At 70.5% G+C, this 19,293-nt stretch carries 21 protein-coding genes and 1 other RNA gene; 19 read left to right on the top strand and 3 right to left on the bottom strand.

Annotated elements, in window-relative coordinates; genetic code table 11:
* The first annotated feature begins 92 nt into the window (after positions 1-92).
* The 8 genes from rph to pepQ all read left to right on the top strand — a co-directional run bounded on the left by rph (position 93) and on the right by pepQ (position 8,103).
* On the top strand, positions 93-818 hold the full coding sequence (rph, locus tag NRY95_04655; protein UYC17262.1) for a ribonuclease PH: 726 nt from the start codon (positions 93-95) through the stop codon (positions 816-818).
* Positions 815-1,207, top strand: a complete 393-nt coding sequence (locus tag NRY95_04650) for a VOC family protein (protein UYC17261.1) — start codon at positions 815-817, stop codon at positions 1,205-1,207. Before rph ends, NRY95_04650 begins: the two co-directional genes overlap by 4 nt.
* Complete coding sequence (rdgB, locus tag NRY95_04645; GenBank protein ID UYC17260.1) at positions 1,204-1,803, top strand: RdgB/HAM1 family non-canonical purine NTP pyrophosphatase; 600 nt, start codon at positions 1,204-1,206, stop codon at positions 1,801-1,803. The genes NRY95_04650 and rdgB overlap by 4 nt, the downstream gene beginning before the upstream one ends.
* An 11-nt stretch (positions 1,804-1,814) precedes the next feature.
* Entirely contained in the window at positions 1,815-2,123 is a 309-nt protein-coding gene (locus NRY95_04640; GenBank protein ID UYC17259.1) for an antibiotic biosynthesis monooxygenase, read from the top strand.
* A 249-nt stretch (positions 2,124-2,372) separates the two neighbouring features.
* On the top strand, positions 2,373-3,524 hold the full coding sequence (gene hemW, locus NRY95_04635; GenBank protein UYC17258.1) for a radical SAM family heme chaperone HemW: 1,152 nt from the start codon (positions 2,373-2,375) through the stop codon (positions 3,522-3,524).
* Between the two features lie 92 nt (positions 3,525-3,616).
* Positions 3,617-6,127 carry a DUF1631 domain-containing protein gene (locus NRY95_04630; protein UYC17257.1) on the top strand — a complete coding sequence of 837 codons (2,511 nt, stop codon included), beginning with the start codon at positions 3,617-3,619 and terminating at the stop codon, positions 6,125-6,127.
* Positions 6,124-6,465 carry a PilZ domain-containing protein gene (locus NRY95_04625; GenBank protein ID UYC17256.1) on the top strand — a complete coding sequence of 114 codons (342 nt, stop codon included), beginning with the start codon at positions 6,124-6,126 and terminating at the stop codon, positions 6,463-6,465. The genes NRY95_04630 and NRY95_04625 overlap by 4 nt, the downstream gene beginning before the upstream one ends.
* A gap of 306 nt (positions 6,466-6,771) precedes the next feature.
* A complete protein-coding gene (gene pepQ, locus NRY95_04620; protein UYC17255.1) occupies positions 6,772-8,103 on the top strand; it encodes a Xaa-Pro dipeptidase in 1,332 nt (443 codons plus the stop codon).
* Positions 8,104-8,328: 225 nt separating this feature from the next.
* On the opposite strand, the gene NRY95_04615 is transcribed toward pepQ, so the two are convergent.
* Together NRY95_04615 and NRY95_04610 are read right to left on the bottom strand one after the other, a co-directional pair.
* A complete protein-coding gene (locus tag NRY95_04615; protein UYC17254.1) occupies positions 8,329-9,705 on the bottom strand; it encodes an aminopeptidase P N-terminal domain-containing protein in 1,377 nt (458 codons plus the stop codon).
* Positions 9,706-9,708: 3 nt separating this feature from the next.
* Positions 9,709-10,254, bottom strand: coding sequence for a YecA family protein (locus NRY95_04610; protein UYC17253.1), 546 nt, complete (start codon positions 10,252-10,254; stop codon positions 9,709-9,711).
* 160 nt (positions 10,255-10,414) lie between these two features.
* Between NRY95_04610 and NRY95_04605 the strand changes: the two genes are divergently transcribed.
* The 10 genes from NRY95_04605 to NRY95_04560 all read left to right on the top strand — a co-directional run bounded on the left by NRY95_04605 (position 10,415) and on the right by NRY95_04560 (position 17,906).
* Positions 10,415-12,634 carry an EAL domain-containing protein gene (locus NRY95_04605; GenBank protein UYC17252.1) on the top strand — a complete coding sequence of 740 codons (2,220 nt, stop codon included), beginning with the start codon at positions 10,415-10,417 and terminating at the stop codon, positions 12,632-12,634.
* A gap of 67 nt (positions 12,635-12,701) precedes the next feature.
* The gene (locus tag NRY95_04600; protein ID UYC17251.1) at positions 12,702-12,923 is read left to right on the top strand and encodes a TIGR02449 family protein; all 222 of its coding nucleotides are present in this window, start codon (positions 12,702-12,704) and stop codon (positions 12,921-12,923) included.
* Positions 12,920-13,213 (top strand): cell division protein ZapA, encoded by a 294-nt coding sequence (locus NRY95_04595; GenBank protein UYC17250.1) that lies wholly within the window; start codon positions 12,920-12,922, stop codon positions 13,211-13,213. The genes NRY95_04600 and NRY95_04595 overlap by 4 nt, the downstream gene beginning before the upstream one ends.
* A 98-nt stretch (positions 13,214-13,311) precedes the next feature.
* Positions 13,312-13,496, top strand: a non-coding RNA gene (gene ssrS / locus NRY95_04590) — 6S RNA.
* A 176-nt stretch (positions 13,497-13,672) separates the two neighbouring features.
* Complete coding sequence (locus NRY95_04585; GenBank protein UYC17249.1) at positions 13,673-14,452, top strand: thioesterase family protein; 780 nt, start codon at positions 13,673-13,675, stop codon at positions 14,450-14,452.
* Between the two features lie 78 nt (positions 14,453-14,530).
* On the top strand, positions 14,531-15,124 hold the full coding sequence (locus NRY95_04580) for a 5-formyltetrahydrofolate cyclo-ligase (protein UYC17248.1): 594 nt from the start codon (positions 14,531-14,533) through the stop codon (positions 15,122-15,124).
* Positions 15,121-15,591, top strand: a complete 471-nt coding sequence (locus tag NRY95_04575; protein UYC17247.1) for an EVE domain-containing protein — start codon at positions 15,121-15,123, stop codon at positions 15,589-15,591. The genes NRY95_04580 and NRY95_04575 overlap by 4 nt, the downstream gene beginning before the upstream one ends.
* A 91-nt stretch (positions 15,592-15,682) precedes the next feature.
* Complete coding sequence (gene rpiA, locus NRY95_04570) at positions 15,683-16,330, top strand: ribose-5-phosphate isomerase RpiA (protein ID UYC17246.1); 648 nt, start codon at positions 15,683-15,685, stop codon at positions 16,328-16,330.
* A 172-nt stretch (positions 16,331-16,502) separates the two neighbouring features.
* Positions 16,503-16,952 (top strand): DUF192 domain-containing protein, encoded by a 450-nt coding sequence (locus NRY95_04565; GenBank protein ID UYC17245.1) that lies wholly within the window; start codon positions 16,503-16,505, stop codon positions 16,950-16,952.
* A gap of 108 nt (positions 16,953-17,060) precedes the next feature.
* Complete coding sequence (locus tag NRY95_04560) at positions 17,061-17,906, top strand: SirB1 family protein (GenBank protein UYC17244.1); 846 nt, start codon at positions 17,061-17,063, stop codon at positions 17,904-17,906.
* Positions 17,907-18,184: 278 nt separating this feature from the next.
* Here NRY95_04560 and NRY95_04555 read toward each other — a convergent pair whose 3' ends face one another.
* Positions 18,185-18,376, bottom strand: coding sequence for a rubredoxin (locus tag NRY95_04555; GenBank protein ID UYC17243.1), 192 nt, complete (start codon positions 18,374-18,376; stop codon positions 18,185-18,187).
* A gap of 74 nt (positions 18,377-18,450) precedes the next feature.
* Between NRY95_04555 and thiE the strand changes: the two genes are divergently transcribed.
* On the top strand, positions 18,451-19,074 hold the full coding sequence (gene thiE, locus NRY95_04550) for a thiamine phosphate synthase (protein ID UYC17242.1): 624 nt from the start codon (positions 18,451-18,453) through the stop codon (positions 19,072-19,074).
* Positions 19,075-19,293 lie beyond the last annotated feature (219 nt).

Genomic DNA, 19,293 nt, shown 5'->3' with positions numbered 1-19,293 from the left:
GCAAAGCGCGAATGGTAACCTAGCGCCTCTCAGCTCCCACGGCCCGGCCCGCTGCCGCGCCCGGCCCTCACGACACCTCCGGATCGATCCCCATGCCCTTTTCCCGTCCCAGTGGCCGCACGGCCGATCAGCTGCGCCCGGTGCGCATCGAACGCGCCTTCACCCGCCACGCCGAAGGCTCGGTGCTGGTCAGCTTCGGCGACACCCGCGTGCTGTGCACCGCCAGCGTGGAGAACCGGGTGCCGGGCTTCCTGCGCGGCAAGGGCGAAGGCTGGGTCACCGCCGAATACGGCATGCTGCCGCGCGCCACCCATTCGCGCTCCGACCGCGAGGCCGCGCGCGGCAAGCAGGGCGGGCGCACGCTGGAGATCCAGCGCCTGATCGGCCGCGCGCTGCGCGCCTGCGTGGACCGCAATGCGCTCGGCGAGCGCACCATCACCCTGGACTGCGACGTGCTGCAGGCCGACGGCGGCACCCGCACCGCGGCCATCACCGGCGCCTACGTGGCGCTGATGGACGCGGTGAACTGGCTGCAGAAGCGCGGCGACCTGAAGAAGCCGGTGGTGCTCGGCGCGGTCGCCGCGGTCTCGGTCGGCGTCTACCGCGGCACCCCGGTGCTGGACCTGGACTACGCCGAGGACAGCGACTGCGACACCGACATGAACGTGGTGATGAACGACGGTGGCGGCTTCATCGAAATCCAGGGCACCGCCGAAGGCCACGCGTTCCGCCGCGACGAACTGGATGCGCTGCTGGCGCTGGCCGAAACCGGCATCGGCCAACTGCTTGCCGCCCAGCGCGAGGCGCTGGCACGGTGAAGCGACGGATCGCGCTGACCACGCTGGTCGTGGCCGACTACGACGCGGCGATCGCCTGGTACACCGGCAAGCTCGGCTTCGTCCTGCTGCAGGACGTGGCGCTCGGCGACGGCAAGCGCTGGGTGGTGGTCGGCCCGGGCGGCAGCGACGATGCCGCGCTGCTGCTGGCCGAACCCGGCGACGCCGCCCAGCGCGCGCGGATCGGCGACCAGACCGGCGGGCGCGTGGACCACTTCCTGTACACCGACGATTTCGCCCGCGACCACGCCGCGATGCTGGCGCAGGGCGTGGAGTTCCTCGAATCCCCGCGCGCGGAACCCTATGGCACGGTCGCGGTGTTCCGCGACCTGTACGGCACCAAGTGGGATCTGCTGGAACCCAGGCAATGAAGACACTGGTCCTGGCCAGCAGCAATGCCGGCAAGCTGGAAGAACTGCATGCGCTGCTCGACGGCGCCGGCATCGACCTGGTCGCGCAGTCCACGCTCGGCGTGCGCGATGCCGACGAGACCGGCCTGACCTTCGTCGAGAACGCGCTGCTGAAGGCGCGCCATGCCGCCCAGGTCACCGGCCTGCCGGCGCTGGCCGACGACTCGGGCATCTGCGTGGACGCGCTGCGCGGCGCGCCGGGGCTGTACTCGGCGCGCTACGCCGGCGAACACGGCAATGCCGCGGCCAACATCGACAAGCTGCTGCACGAATTGCGCGACGTGCCCGACGCGCAGCGCGGCGCGCATTTCCATTGCGTGCTGGTGCTGCTGCGGCACGCCGAAGACCCGCAGCCGCTGCTGGTGGAAGGCAGCTGGCGCGGGCGCATCCTGCATGCGCGTGCCGGCGACGGCGGCCACGGCTACGATCCGGTGTTCTTCGATCCGGACCACGGCCAGAGCGCGGCGCAGATGCCGCTGGCGCTGAAGAACCGGATCAGCCACCGCGGCCAGGCGCTGGCGCTGCTGCGCAGGCAACTGGCGCACTGGGACATCTGAGGGAGACGCCGATGTTCGTCACGATCTGGGAATACGAGGTGGCCGACGGCCAGGCACAGGCATTCGAGACGCTGTATGCCGCCGATGGCGCCTGGGCCGCACTGTTCGCCGAGTACCCGGGCTACCTGGGCACCGAACTGCTGCGCGCGCAGGCACCGGGCGCGTACCTGAGCATCGACCGCTGGCGCGACGAAGCCGACTACACCCACTGCCTGGCGTACGGCCGCGAGCGTTACGCGCAGCTCGACCGGCTCGGCGATGCGCTGACCACGGCCGAGCGCTGCGTGGGCTACTGGGGCCTGTTAACGCGATCGGGATAGGTCACGTTGCCGTGTCCGGTGCCCAGGCGGTCGCGCACGGCGCCGCGGCAGGCTGGCCGCCTGTCCAAGCCGTGCGCGGCCGCCTGGGCGCCGGACACGGCAACCCGGAGGGCCGCGCTTAGGCGCGCACGGTGCCGCGTCATCACTCGGTCTCTTATCGACATAAGCTCTCTCGTTCTTCCTTGCCCCGCACGCGCCTAAGCGCGGCGTGGCCTATCCCGATCGCGTTAACAGGCCCCGCACCGCACCATGCTGATCCCGCCCCCGCTGTCGCTGTACGTGCACCTGCCCTGGTGCGTGCGCAAATGCCCGTACTGCGATTTCAACTCGCACGCGGCCAAGGGTGCGCTGCCGTTCGACGACTACGTGGACGCGCTGATCCGCGACCTGGACCAGGACCTGCCGCTGGTCTGGGGCCGCACCGTCCACACCGTGTTCTTCGGCGGCGGCACCCCCAGCCTGTTTCCGGCCGAGGCGATCGACCGTTTCCTGCAGGCGGCCAGCGCGCGCCTGCGCTTCGCGCCGAACCTGGAGATCACCCTGGAGACCAACCCGGGCACCGCCGAGCACGGCCGCTTCGACCGCTATCTGGCGGCCGGGGTCAACCGGCTCAGCTTCGGCATCCAGAGCTTCGACGACGCCGCGCTGCAGCGCCTGGGCCGCATCCACGACAGCGCCGACGCCGAGCGCGCGGTGAAACTGGCGCAGGACGCCGGCTACGCCAATCTCAACCTGGACCTGATGTACGCGCTGCCGCAGCAGACCCTGGCCGGGGCGGAGACCGACATCGTCCGCGCGCTGGCGCTGCAGCCCACCCACATCAGCCACTACCAGCTGACCCTGGAACCGAACACCGTGTTCGCCGCGCGCCCGCCGCAGGGCATCCCCGAGGACGACGACGCCTGGGACATGCAGGAGCGTTGCCAGGCGCTGCTGGCCGCGGCCGGCTACGCCCAGTACGAAGTCAGCGCCTACGCCCGCGACGGCTACCAGTGCGCGCACAACCTCAACTACTGGAAGTTCGGCGACTACCTGGGCATCGGCGCCGGCGCCCACGGCAAGATCAGCTCCGGCGCCGAGCAGAGCATCCTGCGCCGCTGGAAGACCAGGCATCCGCAGGCGTTCCTGGCCGCGGCCGGTACGCCCGCGGCGATCGGCGGCGACGACTGGATCGGCGCCGAGCGGCGCCCGTTCGAGTACATGCTCAATGCGCTGCGCCTGAACCAGGGCTTCGCGCTGCGCGACTTCGCCGTGCGCACCGGCCTGGCGCCGGAGACGATCGCCCCGGCGCTGGCCCAGGCGCAGGCGCGGGGCTGGCTGCAGGTGGAATCCGGGCATGCGCTGCCGACCGAACTGGGACGGCGCTTCACCAACGACGTGGTCGCCCTGTTCATGCTCTGAAACGCTGCGCCAGGCCGTCGCCGACATGGTTGCGCCGCCAGAAACGTGTTACATACCGGACCCGGAAATCAAACGGCGATCACAGGATGTCATTGTCTGCCACTCCGTCGGCAAGCCCGGCGACGCTCGCCGGCGCCGCCCTGCCCACGCGCGTGCGCGACATCCTGGAGGCGCTGAAGGGCCTGGTGTGGCAGGCGCTGGAGGCCCCGCTGCAGTCGACCCTGACCGAGCTGGAGCGCGGGCTGTTCGACCAGGCCGAGCGCGCGCGCAACAGCCAGCTGCAGCAGGACATCTACCAGGAACTGCAGGGCCTGCGCGCGCGCCGCGAACGCTTCGCGCCGTTCTATGGAGCGCAACTGGAAGCGGCCCTGGCCACGCTGCGGCTGCCGCTCGCCCCGGTCGGCCTGCTGCGCCAGGACAAGGCCAGCGCGGCGATGCAGATGCTGACCCTGGTCGCCGACGTGGACATCGACCGCGACATCGTGCTGCACGACATCGCCCGGCGCGAGGCGGCGCGGGCCAGCACCCCGCTGCAACTGCTCGGCCAGCGGTTCGGCGTGCTCGCCGCGCGGCCGGCGTTCGAAGCCGAACATACGCCGCTGGGGCCGCACCTGCTGTGCCGGATCCTGCGCGAGGCCGGCGAGGAATTGCGGCTGGGGCTGGACGCGCAGCTGACCCTGTACCGCGCCTTCGAGCGCCAGGTACTGGCCCGCTACGGCGAGATCGTGGAACGCGCCAACGTGCTGCTGGCGCATGCCGGCGTGCTGCCCGGCCTGGTCTACCTGCCCTACGTGGCGCGGCCGACGACCGCACCCGACCCGGCCGCCGGCAACCGCGGCGCGGCGCGCCCTTCCTCCGCCACGCGCCCGGCCACCAGCTGGTCCGGACAGGCGGCACCCGGCGGCTGGTCCGGCCCGGGCCCCGGCGCCGCTGGCGGCGAAGCGGCCCTGCCGAGCGCAGCGCCCCCGCCTCCGCCGCCGATCGCGGCCACCCCCGGGACGGCAGCAAGCGCCGCGCCGGCCGCGCCCGGCAACGCACCGACCGACCTGGCCACGCTGCGCCAGCTGCTCGCCGCCGCACGCGGCCGTGCGACGGCACCGGCCGCGCCGTCGGCGCCGGCCGGGACCGCGAACGCGACGCCCGCCGGCGCCTTCTCCCCGGCATCCGGCGCTGCCGCGGCGACGCCGATGCCTGCGCCTGGCGGCCCGGCCGCACCGCGCGCCGCCACCGCGAACGGCACGACGACCGCCGCCGCCAAGGCGAGCGCCCCCGCCGTCCCCACCGCATCGCTGCTGCAGGCCCTGGGCGAACTACAGGCGCAGCCGCCAGCGCACAGCACCCTGGCCGGCCTGCGCGGACGTCGCCAGGTGCGCGACGTGCAGGCGGCGCTGCTGGCCACGCTGCGCACCGAACATGGCCCGCAGGCGGCGCTGGCACCGCAGGATGCCGACACCTTCGACCTGCTCGGCCTGCTGTACGCAGAGATCGAACGCGAAGTGCGCAGCGACGCGCCGGCCGCCGCTCTGCTGGAGCGCCTGCAGGTGCCGCTGGTGCGCGCCGCGCTGCAGGACAGCGCGTTCTTCGTGCGCAGCCAGCATCCGGCGCGCGAGCTGCTCAATGCGGTCGCCGAGTCCGGCGCCACCTGGCTCAGCGAAGAGGACACCGATCCGCAGCTGCTGCTGAAATTGAACCAGACGGTCGACCGGGTAGTCGAGGAATACGAAGGCGACGAACAGGTCTTCGAGCAGGCGCACCAGGACATCCAGGCGCAGTACCGCGCGCTGGCGCACAAGGCCGAGATCGCCGAGCGCCGCCACATCGAGGCCGCGCGCGGCAAGGAACGGCTGGAGGTGGCCAAGGAATTGGCCAGCGCCACGCTGGAAGCGCTGTGCCGGACCTGGCAGCCGCCCAAGTTCGTACAGGCGCTGCTGAACCAGGCCTGGTCCGATGTGCTGACCCTGACCCTGCTGCGCCAGGGCGAGGACTCCGACGCCTGGCGCGAGCGCCAGCAGCTGAGCCAATGCATCGCCGAGGTCACCTGCCGCGCCAGCGGCGGCGAACCCGATCCGGAACTGGTCGGCGAAGTGCGCAGCGCCCTGCTGCAGGTCGGCTACCACCAGGACGAAGCCGAGGCGATCGCGCGGCGCCTGTCCACCCCGGGCGGCGGCGACACGCTGACCTCGCGCACCGAACTCAGCGCCAAGTTGAAGGCGCGCACCCGCCTCGGCGACCAGGGCGAGGATGGCGAGCGGCCGCTGCTGGCGCCGCGCAACGACACCGAGCAGGCGGCCTACTCCCGGCTGCGCAGCCTGCCGTTCGGCACCTGGTTCGAATTCGTGACCAACCAGCAGGGCGACCTGAAACGGCAGCGGCTGTCCTGGTACAGCCCGATCACCGACCGCGCCCTGTTCGTCAACCAGCGCGGCCACAAGACCGCCGAGTATTCGCTGGATGCGCTGTCGCGGCTGCTGGCGCAGAGCCAGGCGCGGATCGTCACCGAGGACCGCGCGCGCCTGATCGACCGTGCCTGGCATGCCACCGTGCGCGCGCTGCGCACCCTGGCCGGCGCGCCGGTCCCCGCCGGCGCCGAGGAGGACGCATGATCGCCGAAGCCCGCCGCTCGCCGCGCCGCCAGGTCCCGGACATGGTGCCGGTGCTGGACATGATGGAAGACGCCGTGGTCGGCCGGCTCGGCAACCTCTCCGAGAGCGGCATGCTGCTGCTGGCCTCGGCGCCGCTGCACGAGGACGCGCTGTACCAGTTGCGCTTCGCGCTGCCGCAACTGGGCCGCGACGTGCAGATCGACGTCGGCGTGCACCTGCTGTGGAGCGAACGCGCGCAGGCGCCGGGCCAGGCCTGGGCCGGGTTCCGCTTCCTGACCATCTCGCCGGCGCAGCGCGAGCTGCTGCGGCAGTGGATCAACGCGAAGCCGGCCGGGTAACGCAGCCCGCCACACGCCTCCATCGCTGGCGATGTGTTGTGGGAGCGACGTCAGTCGCGACGGGCATTACCGAGAAATCCTGTCGCCACTGACCTCGCTCCCACAGGTTCCGTTGCCTGGAAACAGTCGTGGAAAACCGCCATGGCGACATTCGCGACGACGGCCGCCTCCTGACGGCTCCATCGCCCCGCCGTATGCCGCGCCTGCATCCGCAGCGTGGATGCCTGGCGCGGCGCATCAACAAGCCATGCGAGGTTTGCGGCACACTTGGCGCCTGCCTTTTCGCATCGCCGACCGAGTTTCGCCATGATCCAGCACGACCTCAGCGCCCTGTATGCCGACCACCTGCGCACGCTGGCGCAACGCGCCGACACCGCGCTGGCGCGCGGCGGCTTCGACCACCTGCTCGTGCCCAGCGGCAGCCTGCACTACCAGCTGTTCGACGATCGCGACTATCCGTATGCGGTGAACCCGCAGTTCAAGGCCTGGCTGCCGCTGACCCGGGTGCCGAACAGCTGGCTGGTATACACCCCGGGACGCCGCCCGCAGCTGATCTTCCAGCAGCCGCGCGACTACTGGCACGTGGTGCCGGCGGCGCCGAACGGCTGGTGGGTCGCGCATTGCGACATCCACGTGATCCGCACCCCGGAAGAGGCGCTGGCGCTGCTGCCGGGACCGGCCGCGCGCTGCGCGATCCTCGGCGAAGCGCAGCGCGCGCTGGGCGACTACGTGCCGAATAATCCGGACGCGGTGGTGCAGTACCTGGAATACCACCGCGCCTACAAGACCGCCTACGAACTGGCGCTCATGCGCCAGGCGCAGCAGCTGGCGGTGCGCGGCCACCGCGCCGCCGAAGCCGCGTTCCGCGACGGCCGCAGCGAGTTCGAGATCCACATGGCGTATTGCAGCGCGGTCGGCCAGGACGCCAACGAACTGCCGTACGGCAACATCATTGCGCTGAACGAGCACGGCGCGGTGCTGCACTACACCGAACTGGAGCGGCAGGCGCCGGCGCAGCGGCGCAGCTTCCTGATCGATGCCGGCGCCTCCGCGCACGGCTACGCCAGCGACATCACCCGCAGCTACGCCGCCGACACCGGCGGCGAGTTCCAGGCGCTGATCGATGCCATCGACGCCGCGCAGCTCCGCATGGGCCAGGGCGTGCGTGCCGGCGTGGACTACAAGCAGTTGCACCTCGATGCGCACCTCGCACTGATGGGCGTGCTCAAGGACTTCGGCGTGATCACCGTGTCGCCAGAAGCCGCGCTGGCCACCGGCGTCAGCGCCGCGTTCTTCCCGCACGGCCTCGGCCATCCGATCGGCCTGCAGGTGCACGACGTGGCCGGCTTCGCCGCCAGCGACCGCGGCGGCCGCATCGAGCGCCCCGCCGGCCATCCCTACCTGCGCATGACCCGCATACTCGAACCGGGCATGGTGGTGACGATCGAACCGGGCGTGTACTTCATCGACATGCTGCTGGACGAGGTCAGGAAGAGCGGCCATGCCGCCAGCGTGGACTGGAACCGGGTCAAGCAGTTCAAGCCCTACGGCGGCATCCGCATCGAAGACGAAGTGGCGTGCACCGAGGGCGATCCGGAGAACCTGACGCGGCCGGCGTTCGCTGCTTTGGCGGCCTGACGGCCGCCGGGAATGGGGAATCGAGAATGGGGAATGGGAAAAGCGCGGGGAATCGGGAATAGGGAACCGGGAATCGCAAAGCAAAAGCAAGAGCAAAAGCGATCACCTGAGGTTCTGGCTTGCGATCGCCCATCGCACACGCGACCCGCCGCTTTTCCCATTCCCCATTCTCGATTCCCTATTCCCAGCCATACGGGCTGAGGTTCTTGCTTGCGACCGCCCATCTCACGCGCGACCCGCCGCTTTTCCCATTCCCGATTCTCCATTCCCGATTCCCGGCTCACCAGCCATCAATCCCTCGATCTCCTCGGCGCTGCGCTCCAGCGCCGCGGTCAGCACGCGGTGGCCGTCGTCGGTGATCAGCACGTCGTCTTCGGTGCGGATGCCGATGCCGCGCCAGCGCGGCTCCGCCTGCTTGTCGTCGGCGGCGATGTACAGCCCCGGTTCGATGGTGAAGACCATGCCCGGCTCGAGCAGGCGCGAGGCGCCGGCCAGCTTGTAGTCGCCGACGTCGTGCACGTCCAGGCCGAGCCAGTGCCCGGTCTTGTGCCGGTAGAAACGCCGGTAGTCGCCGTCGGCCAGGTTCTGTTCCAGCGTGCCCTTGAGCAGGCCCAGCCGCAGCAGGCCTTCGGTGAGGGTCTGCACCGCCGCCAGGTGCCCGGCCTCGTAGGCCACGCCCGGCCGCGCCTGCGCCAGCGCCGCGGCGTGCGCGGCGCCGACCAGGTCGTGCAGCGCGCGCTGCTCGGCGCTGAAGCGGCCGCTCACCGGGAAGGTGCGGGTGATGTCGGCGGCGTAGCCGCGGTACTCGGCGCCGGCGTCGATCAGCACCAGCTCGCCATCGCGCAGGCGCGCGGCGTTGGCGCGGTAATGCAGCACGCAGGCGTTGCTGCCGCTGCCGACGATGCTGCCGTAGGCCGGCCAGGCGTCGCCGGCGCGGAACTCGCGCTCGATCTCCGCCTGCAACTGGTACTCGTGAAGGCCCGGCCGCGACAGCCGCATCGCCGCGCGATGCGCGGCCACGCTGAGGTCGGCCGCCACCTGCATCAGCGCGATCTCGTCGCGCGACTTGAACAGGCGTTGCTCGTGCAGCAGGTGGCCCAGTTCCAGGAACTCGTGCGGCGGCTGCGCGCCGTGCCGCACCTGTTCGCGCACGCGCTTGACCCAGCCGATCAGCTTGAGGTCGAAATCGACGTCGCGGCCGAAGTGGTAGTACACCCGCGAGCGGCCTTCCAGCAGCCCGGGCAGGATCTCGTCGAGGTCCTCGATCGGATACGCATCGTCCATGCCGTAGCGTTCCACCGCGCCTTCCTGGCCTTCGCGCGGCCCGTCCCAGGCCTCGCGCTCGGGATCGCGCTCGCGGCAGAACAGCAGCGCCTCGCCGTGCTTGCGGCCCGGCACCAGCACCAGCACCGCCTCCGGCTCGGGGAAGCCGCACAGGTACCAGAAATCCGAATCCTGCCGGTACGGGTAATGGGTGTCGTGGCTGCGCACCCGCTCCAGCGCGCTGGGCAGCACCAGGATGGCCTGGTCGCCGGCCATGTCCATCAGGTGTCTGCGCCGACGCGCGTATTCGCCCGCGCCGATGCCGGTGAGTCGTTTCATCGCTCAGTTCAGGCGTTGCCGATGGCGCGGGCCGAGCACGCAGTCGCTGTGCAGCAGCAAGGCGGCCACGCACACGAATTCCTCGATCTCGGCCAGCGCGTCCTCGTCCTCGTCGGCGCTGTCGAAATCGTCGGTGCTGGCCTGGGCCAGCCGCGCCAGGTCCTGCAGCGCTTCCCCGCCCTCTTCGGACAACGGCGGCTTGGCGCCGGCGGCCAGGCCGAAGCCGCCGAGAAAGCCGCGGCACCAGTCGAACAGGCCGTCGGCGCGCTGGGACAGCGGCGCGCCGGCATCGGCCAGCACCAGGTCGAAGGCGAAATCGCGGTCCTCCAGTTGCGCGGCGGTGGCCTCGCGCAGCCGGTCCAGCGCATCGCCGCGGCGCGGCGTGGCGATGCCGGCATCGGCCAGCACCGCGGCCGGCCACGCCGCCAGGTCGGCGCCGCCGCCGGCCAGCCAGCCGCACAACGCACCGTGGAGTTCGGCCGCCGACGCGGCCAGGCCCAACTGCTGGCTGGCTTGGGTGACGTCGTCGGCGCTGGGAAGTTCGATCATGGACGCAAGGCCTGTTGTGCGCTCGCCACCGAGAGTCGGGGCCAGCGGCGGAGCGGGACTGCGCAGTGTAGCAATCCGCATGTGTCGCGCTGCTTGTGAAGGCTTCCGGCCGGCGCCTACACTCCACCACCCCTCCCCTGACCGAAGCCCTCTTCCCGCCATGTCGATCGAGCACGTCGCTGCGGGAATGGCCGGCCACGCCGGCACGGACTGGCGTTGGGGCTGGGCCGCCGCCGCGGCGATCCTGGCGGTGGCCGCGGCGGTCTCCGCGTTGCAGGCGCTGCACTGGCGGCGGCGCATGCAGCAACAGCAGCAGCGCCAGCAGCAACTGCAGCAGCGCGACCGCCATCTGAAGCTGGCGCTGTGGGCCTCCGGTGAGCACTTCTGGGACTACGACCTGCAGCAGCGCAAGCTGCGCCGCATGCGCGCCGACGAGGCGGCGCCGCATGCGCAGGAGATCACCATGGTGATCCGCGAGGACGATCCGCTGCGCATCCACCCCGACGACGTGCCGCAGGCCGAGCGCGCGCTGCGCGAGCACCTGCAGGGACTGACCCCGGTCTACGTGGCCGAGTACCGGGTGGACCTGGCCGGCGACGGCGTGTGGCTGTGGGCGCGGGTGCGCGGCCGCGTGGTCGACTACGACGCGGCCGGCAAACCGCGCCGGCTCGCCGGCACCGCGCGCGACATCACCTCGCACCGCCAGGCCGACCTGGAACGGCGCATCGCCAGCGAAGTGCTGCGCAGCATGAGCGAGGCGGTCGCGGTGCTGGACGAAGACTTGCGCTTCATCTCGGTCAACCCGGCCTTCACCCGGATCACCGGCTACAGCGAACGCGAGGTGCTGGGCCAGCCGATGACCCTGCTCGACCATGCGCCCGACGTGCCCGCCGCGCCGCCGCTCGAGCGCGGCCGGTCGTGGCGCGGCGATGCCTGGAAGCGGCGCAAGGACGGCCTGGAAATCCTCTGCCACGTGCGCCGCAACACGGTCGGCGACGCCGACGGCCGGCACAGCTTCCACGTGGTGGTGCTGGAAGACATCACCGACCAGAAGCGCGCCGAGCAGGAACTGCGCTACCTGGCCAACTACGACACGCTGACCAGCCTGCCCAACCGCGCGCTGCTGTCCGAGCGGCTGGCGCGTGCGATCGTGCGGGCACGGCGCCAGGGCAGCTCGGTGGCGGTGCTGTTCCTGGACCTGGACCGGTTCAAGGACATCAACGATTCGCTCGGCCACGCGGTCGGCGACCGGGTGCTGCGCGCGGTCGCCGAACGCCTGCAGCAGGCGGTGGGCCCGCAGCACACGGTCGCGCGCCTGGCCGGCGACGAATTCACCGTGGTGGTGGAGGACATCGCCGATCAGGCCGCGGCCGAAGCCGTCGCCACGCGTGTGCTGGCCGCGTTCGATGCGCCGCTGCAACTGGAAGACCGCCGCGAAGTGGCGATCTCCTCCTCGATCGGCATCTCGCTGTTCCCGCAGCATGCATTGCTGCCCAGCGAACTGCTCAAGCACGCCGACACCGCGATGTACCAGGCCAAGGCCGCCGGGCGCCACAACGTGCAGGCGTATTCGGCGCGCATGGACGAAGCCACCCGCCACCGCGCCACGCTGGCCAGCAGCCTGCGCAAGATCCCGTTCGACCAGGAGCTGAAGCTGGTCTACCAGCCGCGCTATTCGCTGCGCGAGCAGCGCGTGGTCGGCGTGGAAGCGCTGCTGCGCTGGCACAGCGCCGATTTCGGCACGGTCTCGCCGAGCCAGTTCATCCCCCTGGCCGAAGAAACCGGCCTGATCCTGGAAATCGGCGAATGGGTGCTGCGCCAGGCCTGCAGCACGCTGAGCGCATGGCGCCAACTGGGCCTGACCGAGCTGTGCATGTCGGTCAACGTTTCGGCGATCCAGCTCGAGCGCGGCGACCTGCCGGCGCTGATGGCACGGATCCTGGCCGAGACCGGGGTCCCGGCCGCCAATGTCGAACTGGAACTCACCGAAAGCGTGGTGATGTCGCAGGTCGGCAAGAACGCCGCCACCCTGCACGCCTGCCGCGCGCTGGGCCTGGCCCTGGCGATCGACGACTTCGGCACCGGCTATTCGTCGCTGGCCTACCTGAAGCGCTTGCCGATCAACACCTTGAAGATCGACCAGGAATTCATCGGCGACCTGACCCGCGATCCGGACGACGAGGCGATCACCAGCACCATCATCGCGATTGGCCACTCGCTGACCCTGAAAGTGGTCGCCGAAGGGGTGGAACTGCCCGGCCAGCTGGCGTTCCTGCGCCAGCACGGCTGCGACGAGATCCAGGGCCATCTGGTCGCGCCGGCACTGGAACCGGACGCCTGCCTGCAGTTGCTGCGCCAGCCGCTGCTGCTGCCCGCCTGAGCGGCGGCCGTCGCGGCGTCCGCCGGCGTCTTGACCGCCGCTTGGGCGCATGCCTATCGTGGGCGCCATGGACAGCCCCGACGCCCTCGCCCAGCTCCGCACCCTCGCCACACGCGTGGAAACGCTGGTCGAGCGCTGCCAGCGCCTCACCGACGAAAATCGCAGCCTGCGCCAGCAGCAGGAGCAGTTGATCGGCGAGCGCTCGCAGTTGCTGACCAAGAACGAGCAGGCGCGCTCGCGGGTCGAGGCGATGATCACCCGGCTCAAGTCGCTGGAGCAGCACACGTGAGCGAACCGGTCAGCGTCCGCATCCTCGACCGCGAATACACCGTCGGCGTCGAGGCCGAAGAACGCGACAGCCTGGTCGCCGCCGCGCGCCTGCTCGACGCGAAGATGCGCGAGGTGCGCGGCAGCAACCGCATGGCCGCGGTGGACCGGGTCGCGGTGCTGGCCGCATTGAACCTGGCGCACGAGCTGCAGCAACTGCGCGACGAGCAGGCGCGGCGCGATCATGAGATGGCGCGCACGCTCGCCGATCTCAATCGCCGGCTCGACGGCGTGGTCGATACGGCGCGTTGATGCCCGCCTCGTATTTCGATCATCAACGTGAATTGCGCCGTACCGCGCGACCGACGAACGGACTAGCCAAGCGCGGCGACGGCGCTATACTTCGTTTGCGTTCTCTGCTGTAAACGACAGCGTGTGCAAACATTCGCCTTGTCCCTTAATTACGACCACGGGATGGCGACGGAATCGGGTGTGCAGGTCCGCCTTGTAGCGGGAAGCCCGATGGTTCCCCAGCCATCCCACTTGAACCCCGGGTTCAAGGTCGTTTCGCACGCATCGTCATGGCGGAGAATGCAATATCCCGGAAACGGCGCCGCAAGGCGCCGTTTCCTTTTGTGCGCCTCGTGCGCCGCGCCCGCTGACGCAGCGCGCCTGCGCCGCCGCTGGCGTCCATGCCGGACGCGGCAGCCCTGCACCGAGCAGCCGCCCGCGCAAGCCTGGGATACTGTCGCCCCTTCCAGGAGACGCCGCATGCCCTCGCTCGCCCAGATCATCGACCGCTTCGACCCGAACGCCGGGTTCGACGTGCCTGCCAACTGGTTGCAGGGACGCACCGCCTTCGGTGGGCTGTCGGCGGCGCTGGCGCTGCAGACGGCGCTGCGCACCGCGCCGTCCGCGCTGCCGCCGCTGAAGTCGGCGCACATCTGGTTCGTCGGCCCCATCGACGCCACGCTGCGTTTCGATGCGCAGCTGCTGCGGCAGGGCAAGTCCGCCACCTCGATCGCGGTCGATTGCCTGGCCGGCGCGCAGGTCGCGCTGCGCGCGGCGCTGCTGTTCGCGCAACCGCGCCCCAGCCGCATCGCCCACGACTTCATGCCTGCACGGCCCACGGTCTGCGGACCGGACGCCGCGACGCCGATCGCCGCCAGCACGTTCACCCCGGCGTTCGTCGCCAACTTCGAGATGCGCCTGGCAGGCGGCGCGCTGCCGGTGTCCGCCGCCGCCACCCCGGAGCTGATGGTCTGGGTGCGCCATCGCGACAGCGCGGGCGTGGATCCGAGCGTGGCCCTGGTCGCGCTCGGCGACAGCCTGCCGCCGGCAGCGATGGCCTGCTTCACCGAACCTGCGCCGGTCAGCTCGATGACCTGGACCCTGGATTTCCCGCAGCCGGCGACCGCAGGCGACTGGTTCCTGCTGCGTTCGGCCAGCCAGCACGCCGCCGACGGCTATTCGCTGCAGGACATGCAGATCTGGGACGAAGCCGGACAGCTGGTGCTGTCGGGCCGGCAGACGGTGGCGATCTACGCGTGATGCCGCCACCACGGCAACGCCCTGGTCAGTCCGCGCGCCGGCACCGACAATAGCGCCGTCTCTTCCCACGCCTGCCCGATGACGCCAGACGACCGCGACCTCCTGCGCCAGCAACTGCGCGCGCGCCGCCGCGCGCTTCCCGCCGCCGCGCGCCTGGCCGCCGCCGACGCGCTGGCGCAGCGCTTGCTCGACTTGCCGTTCGCGCCGCAGCACGGCCATGTCGCCGGCTATTGGGCGATGGACGGGGAGATCGCGCTGCACCGCTGGCAATTGAGCCTGCCGGCCAGCGTGCAGTACTGCCTGCCGGTGCTCAGCGGCAAGACCCTGCGTTTCGCGCCGTGGCGCCCGGGGCAGCCGCTGACCGCCAACCGCTATGGCATTCCCGAACCCGACGTCGCCGCCGCGGCGACGCTGGCGCCGGAGCAGATGGCGCTGGTGGTGACGCCGCTGGTCGGCTTCGACGCCGGCGGCGGCCGCCTGGGCATGGGGGGCGGCTGGTATGATCGCAGCTTCGCATTTCGCCAGCGGCACGCGCCTCCGCCCTGGCTGGTCGGCGCCGCCTTCGCTGCGCAGCAGGTCGTGGCGCTGCCCGTCGCCGCCTGGGACGTGGCGGTGGATGCGGTCTGCACCGACTCCCTCACCCTCCTGACCGCGACCGATCCCCCCGCATGACCGCACGCAAGCGCTACTGGCTGATGAAGTCCGAACCGGACGCCTTCTCGATCGACGACCTGCAGCGGGTCGGCAGCGAACCCTGGAACGGGGTGCGCAACTACCAGGCGCGCAACTTCATGCGCGACGGCATGAAGGTCGGCGACGGCATCCTGTTCTACCACTCCAACTGCAAGGTGCCGGGCATCGTCGGCACCGCCACCGTGGCCAGCGAAGCGTACCCGGACGTCACCCAGTTCGATCCGAAATCCGACTACCACGACCCCAAGGCCACCCGCGAACAGCCGCGCTGGTATCTGGTGGACGTGGCCTTCGAACGCAAGCTCGCGCGCACCATCGCGCTGGACGAGATCAAGCAGCATGCCGACACGCTCGGCGAGGGCTTTCCGCTGATCGCGCGCGGCAACCGCCTGTCGGTGTTCCCGGTCAGCGCCGCGCAGTGGAAGCTGCTGTTGGCGCTCGAATAGCCGGGATTGGGCATTGGGGATTCGTCCCTGCCCGGCCCCGCCTGCCGCTTTGACGAATCCCCAATCCCCAATCACCAATCCCGAGCCCCCCATGTCCGAAAGCAAACGCCTGGCCGCCGAAAAAGCCATCGAATACGTCGAGGACGGCATGATCGTCGGCGTCGGCACCGGCTCCACCGTGGCCTATTTCATCGATGCGCTGGGCCGCATCGGCCATCGCATCAAGGGCGCGGTGTCCAGCTCCGAGCAGAGCACCGCGCGCCTGCGCCAGCACGGCATCGAGGTGCTGGAGCTGAACCACACCGGCAACCTGTCGCTGTACGTGGACGGCGCCGACGAGTGCGATCCGAAGCGTTGCCTGATCAAGGGCGGCGGCGCCGCGCTGACCCGCGAGAAGATCATCGCCGAAGCCAGCGAACGCTTCGTCTGCATCATCGACCCGAGCAAGCAGGTGCAGACATTGGGTGCGTTCCCGCTGCCGATCGAGGTGATCCCGATGGCGCGCAGCCTGGTCGCGCGCGAGATCCTGGCGCGCACCGGCGGCCAGCCGGTGTGGCGCGACGGCGTGATCACCGACAACGGCAACGTGGTGCTCGACGTGCACCACCTCGGCATCACCGATCCGGTGGCGCTGGAGCGCGAACTGAACCAGATCCCCGGCGTGGTCTGCGTCGGCCTGTTCGCGCGCCGCCCGGCCGACGTGGTGATCGTCGGTGGCGAGCCGCCGCGCGTCCTGTAGGACGGGCGCGGGATTCGGGATTCGGGATTGGGGATTCGCAACAGCGGGTCCGGAGGCCGGAGGGAGCTTCTGGCTTTTACGAATCCCGAATCCCCAATCCCGAATCCCGGCTCTCTTGACTCGCCACGCACCATGCAACAAGGTGCGCGCTGGTCCCCTGCCCGACACCGCCATGTCCCTGTTCCGCGCCCTGTTCGTCCTCCTCCTGCTGACCCTCAGCGGCTGCGCCAGCGCCGGCAGCCATTGGGTGGAACTGGCCGGGCACCGCTACCAGGTCGAGCTGGCGCAGGACGATGCGACCCGCGCGCGCGGGCTGATGTTCCGCGAGCAGATGGACGCCGACCACGGCATGCTGTTCATCCACGACCGCGAGGAACCGCAGGCGTACTGGATGAAGAACACCAAGATCGCGCTGGACATCCTGTACTTCGACAGCCAGCGCAAGCTGGTGGCGCAGCAGCGCGACGTGCCGCCGTGCTCGGCCGGCAACGCCTGCCCGCCCTACCCCAGCAACGCGCCGGCGCGCTACGTGCTGGAACTCAACGCCGGCCAGGCCGAACAGATCAAGCTGCAGAACGGCGCCGAACTGAGCTTCGGCCCGGGCATCCCCAAGGCCCGCTGAGCCGCGCCGGCGTCGGGAAAAAGCGACGCTGCCGTCGCGCTGAACCCGACACCGCTGTCAGGAACCGCCGGACTTGATCGCGTCGCACTTTGCGGCCAGTCTTGGGCCATGGTGGACCGACTGACATTGCCGAGCTGGAGTACCCTGGCCGCGCTGGACGACGATGCGCTGCCGCTGCTGGCCACCGCGCTGCTGATCGCCCGCGACGAGTATCCGCAGCTGGATGCCGATCACTACGACACGCTGGCGCAGAACCACGCCGACCATCTGCGCCACGAAGTGGCCATGATCGAGCCGTGGCCGCTGAAGATGGCCGCGATCAACCGCCACCTGTTCGAAGAACTCGGCTACAGCGGCAACCACGACGAGTACTACGACCCGCGCAACAGCTACATGAACGAGGTGTTCGAACGTCGCCTGGGCAACCCGATCTCGCTGGCGCTGGTGCAGATGGAGGTGGCGCGGCGGCTGGATATCCCGCTCGACGGGGTCTCCTTCCCGGGCCATTTCCTGGTGCGCCTGCCGGTGGACGACGGCCTGCTGGTGATGGACCCGTTCAACGGCGGCCGCCCGCTGGCGGTGGAGGAACTGCGCGAACGCGCGCGCCCGCACCTGGGCGGGGAGACCCCGGACGACCGCGCGCTGCTGCAGATCCTGGACCCGGCGCCGCACCGCGCGATCCTGACCCGGGTGCTGCGCAACCTGCACGGCGTCTATGCCGAACGCGACGAATGGGACCGCGCCGCGCGCAGCGCCGACCGCGTGCTCAAGCTGATGCCCGACCAGCCCGAAGCCCTGCGCGACCGCGGCCTGGCCTACCTGCAGATGGACTACGTCCCCGGCGCGCGCCGCGACCTGAGCCGCTACCTGCAACTGAACCCGGAAGCCAACGACATGCTGCCGATCCGCGAACGCCTGGTGGAACTGAGCGCCCGCGCGCAGCGCATGCATTGAGGCTGGGAATCGGGAGTGGGGAATCGGGAATGGGAAAAGCAGCTGCCCTGAGGCTCAGGGTTACTGGCTTGGCCACACGGTTAATACGGAGCCGTCCGAATCGTCCATTCGAGCGTCCGTGGGCTGGCAGCTCGACCTGACCTGTGGTGTTGCCACAATCCGATGGCTCGGAATCGCGGTGTATGCCCGGACAACCCTAAACCCAATCCGCCGCGCGAGATATGGAGACAGGGAGTCGCTGTTCCCATTCCCGATTCCCGACTCCCCATTCCCAGCAATCAATCCATCTCCACCATCTCGAAATCGTCCTTGGTCACGCCGCAGTCCGGGCAGGTCCAGGTGTCGGGCACGTCTTCCCAGCGGGTGCCGGGGGCGATGCCCTCTTCCGGCAGGCCGTCGATTTCCCGGTAGATGAAGCCGCAGACGACGCACATCCAGGCGCGGTAGGTGGTGGCAGTGGCATCGCTCATTGGATAATCGCGGGTCTACGGGCCGAACGGAGGGGCATTGTCCCACCCTCGCCTGCACACCGGAAGGCTCCTCCATGAATGCATCACCGGCGCCCCGCGGCGTCTACCTGATCACGCCCGACGAGGCCGACGGCGCGCGCCTGCTGGCGCGCGTGGCGCCGCTGCTCGGCCACGGCCCGACCTGGCTGCAGTACCGCAACAAGCGCGCCGACGCGGCGCAGCGCCTGGCCCAGGCGACGGCGCTGCAGGCGCTGTGCGCGCAGGCCGGGGTGCCGCTGATCGTCAACGACGACGTGGCCCTGGCGCAGGCGGTCGGCGCCGCCGGCGTGCACCTGGGCGAAGACGACGGCGACCTGGCCGCCGCGCGCGCCGCGCTCGGTGCCGACGCGCTGATCGGCGCCTCGTGCTACGACGACCTCGCGCTGGCCCGCGCCGCGGCCGCGGCCGGCGCCAGCTACGTGGCCTTCGGCGCGTTCTTCCCCACACGCAGCAAAGTCACCACACGCCGTGCCGACCCCGGACTGCTGCGCGACGCCGCGGCGCTGGGTTTGCCGCGGGTGGCGATCGGCGGGGTGCATCCCGACAACGGCCGCGCCCTGGTCGCCGCCGGCGCCGACCTGCTGGCGGTGATCAGCGGCGTGTTCGACGCCGCCGATCCGCCCGTCGCGCTGGCGGCCTACCGCGCCTGCTTCGACTGAGGCAGGGGGCCGGCGCGGATATCGAATGCGCTGCTGGCGGAGCGCTCTTAGTGCGAAGCCTCGCGCCTCCAAACTCAGCGAGGCGCTTCGCGCCCGTACCCTCACCCCAACCCATCTCCCGGTGGGAGAGGGGCTAGTCGGCTGTTCCTTCTCCCATCGGGAGAAGGTGCCCCGCAGGGGCGGATGAGGGTACGGGCGCAGCCCCGTGCACCCAAAAGC

Source organism: Xanthomonas campestris pv. phormiicola (assembly GCA_025666215.1).
In the GTDB taxonomy this organism is placed as follows: Bacteria; Pseudomonadota; Gammaproteobacteria; order Xanthomonadales; family Xanthomonadaceae; genus Xanthomonas_A; species Xanthomonas_A campestris_A.
Note: the sequence above shows the minus strand (reverse complement) of the source record. Positions and strands in the feature narration are given on the sequence as shown.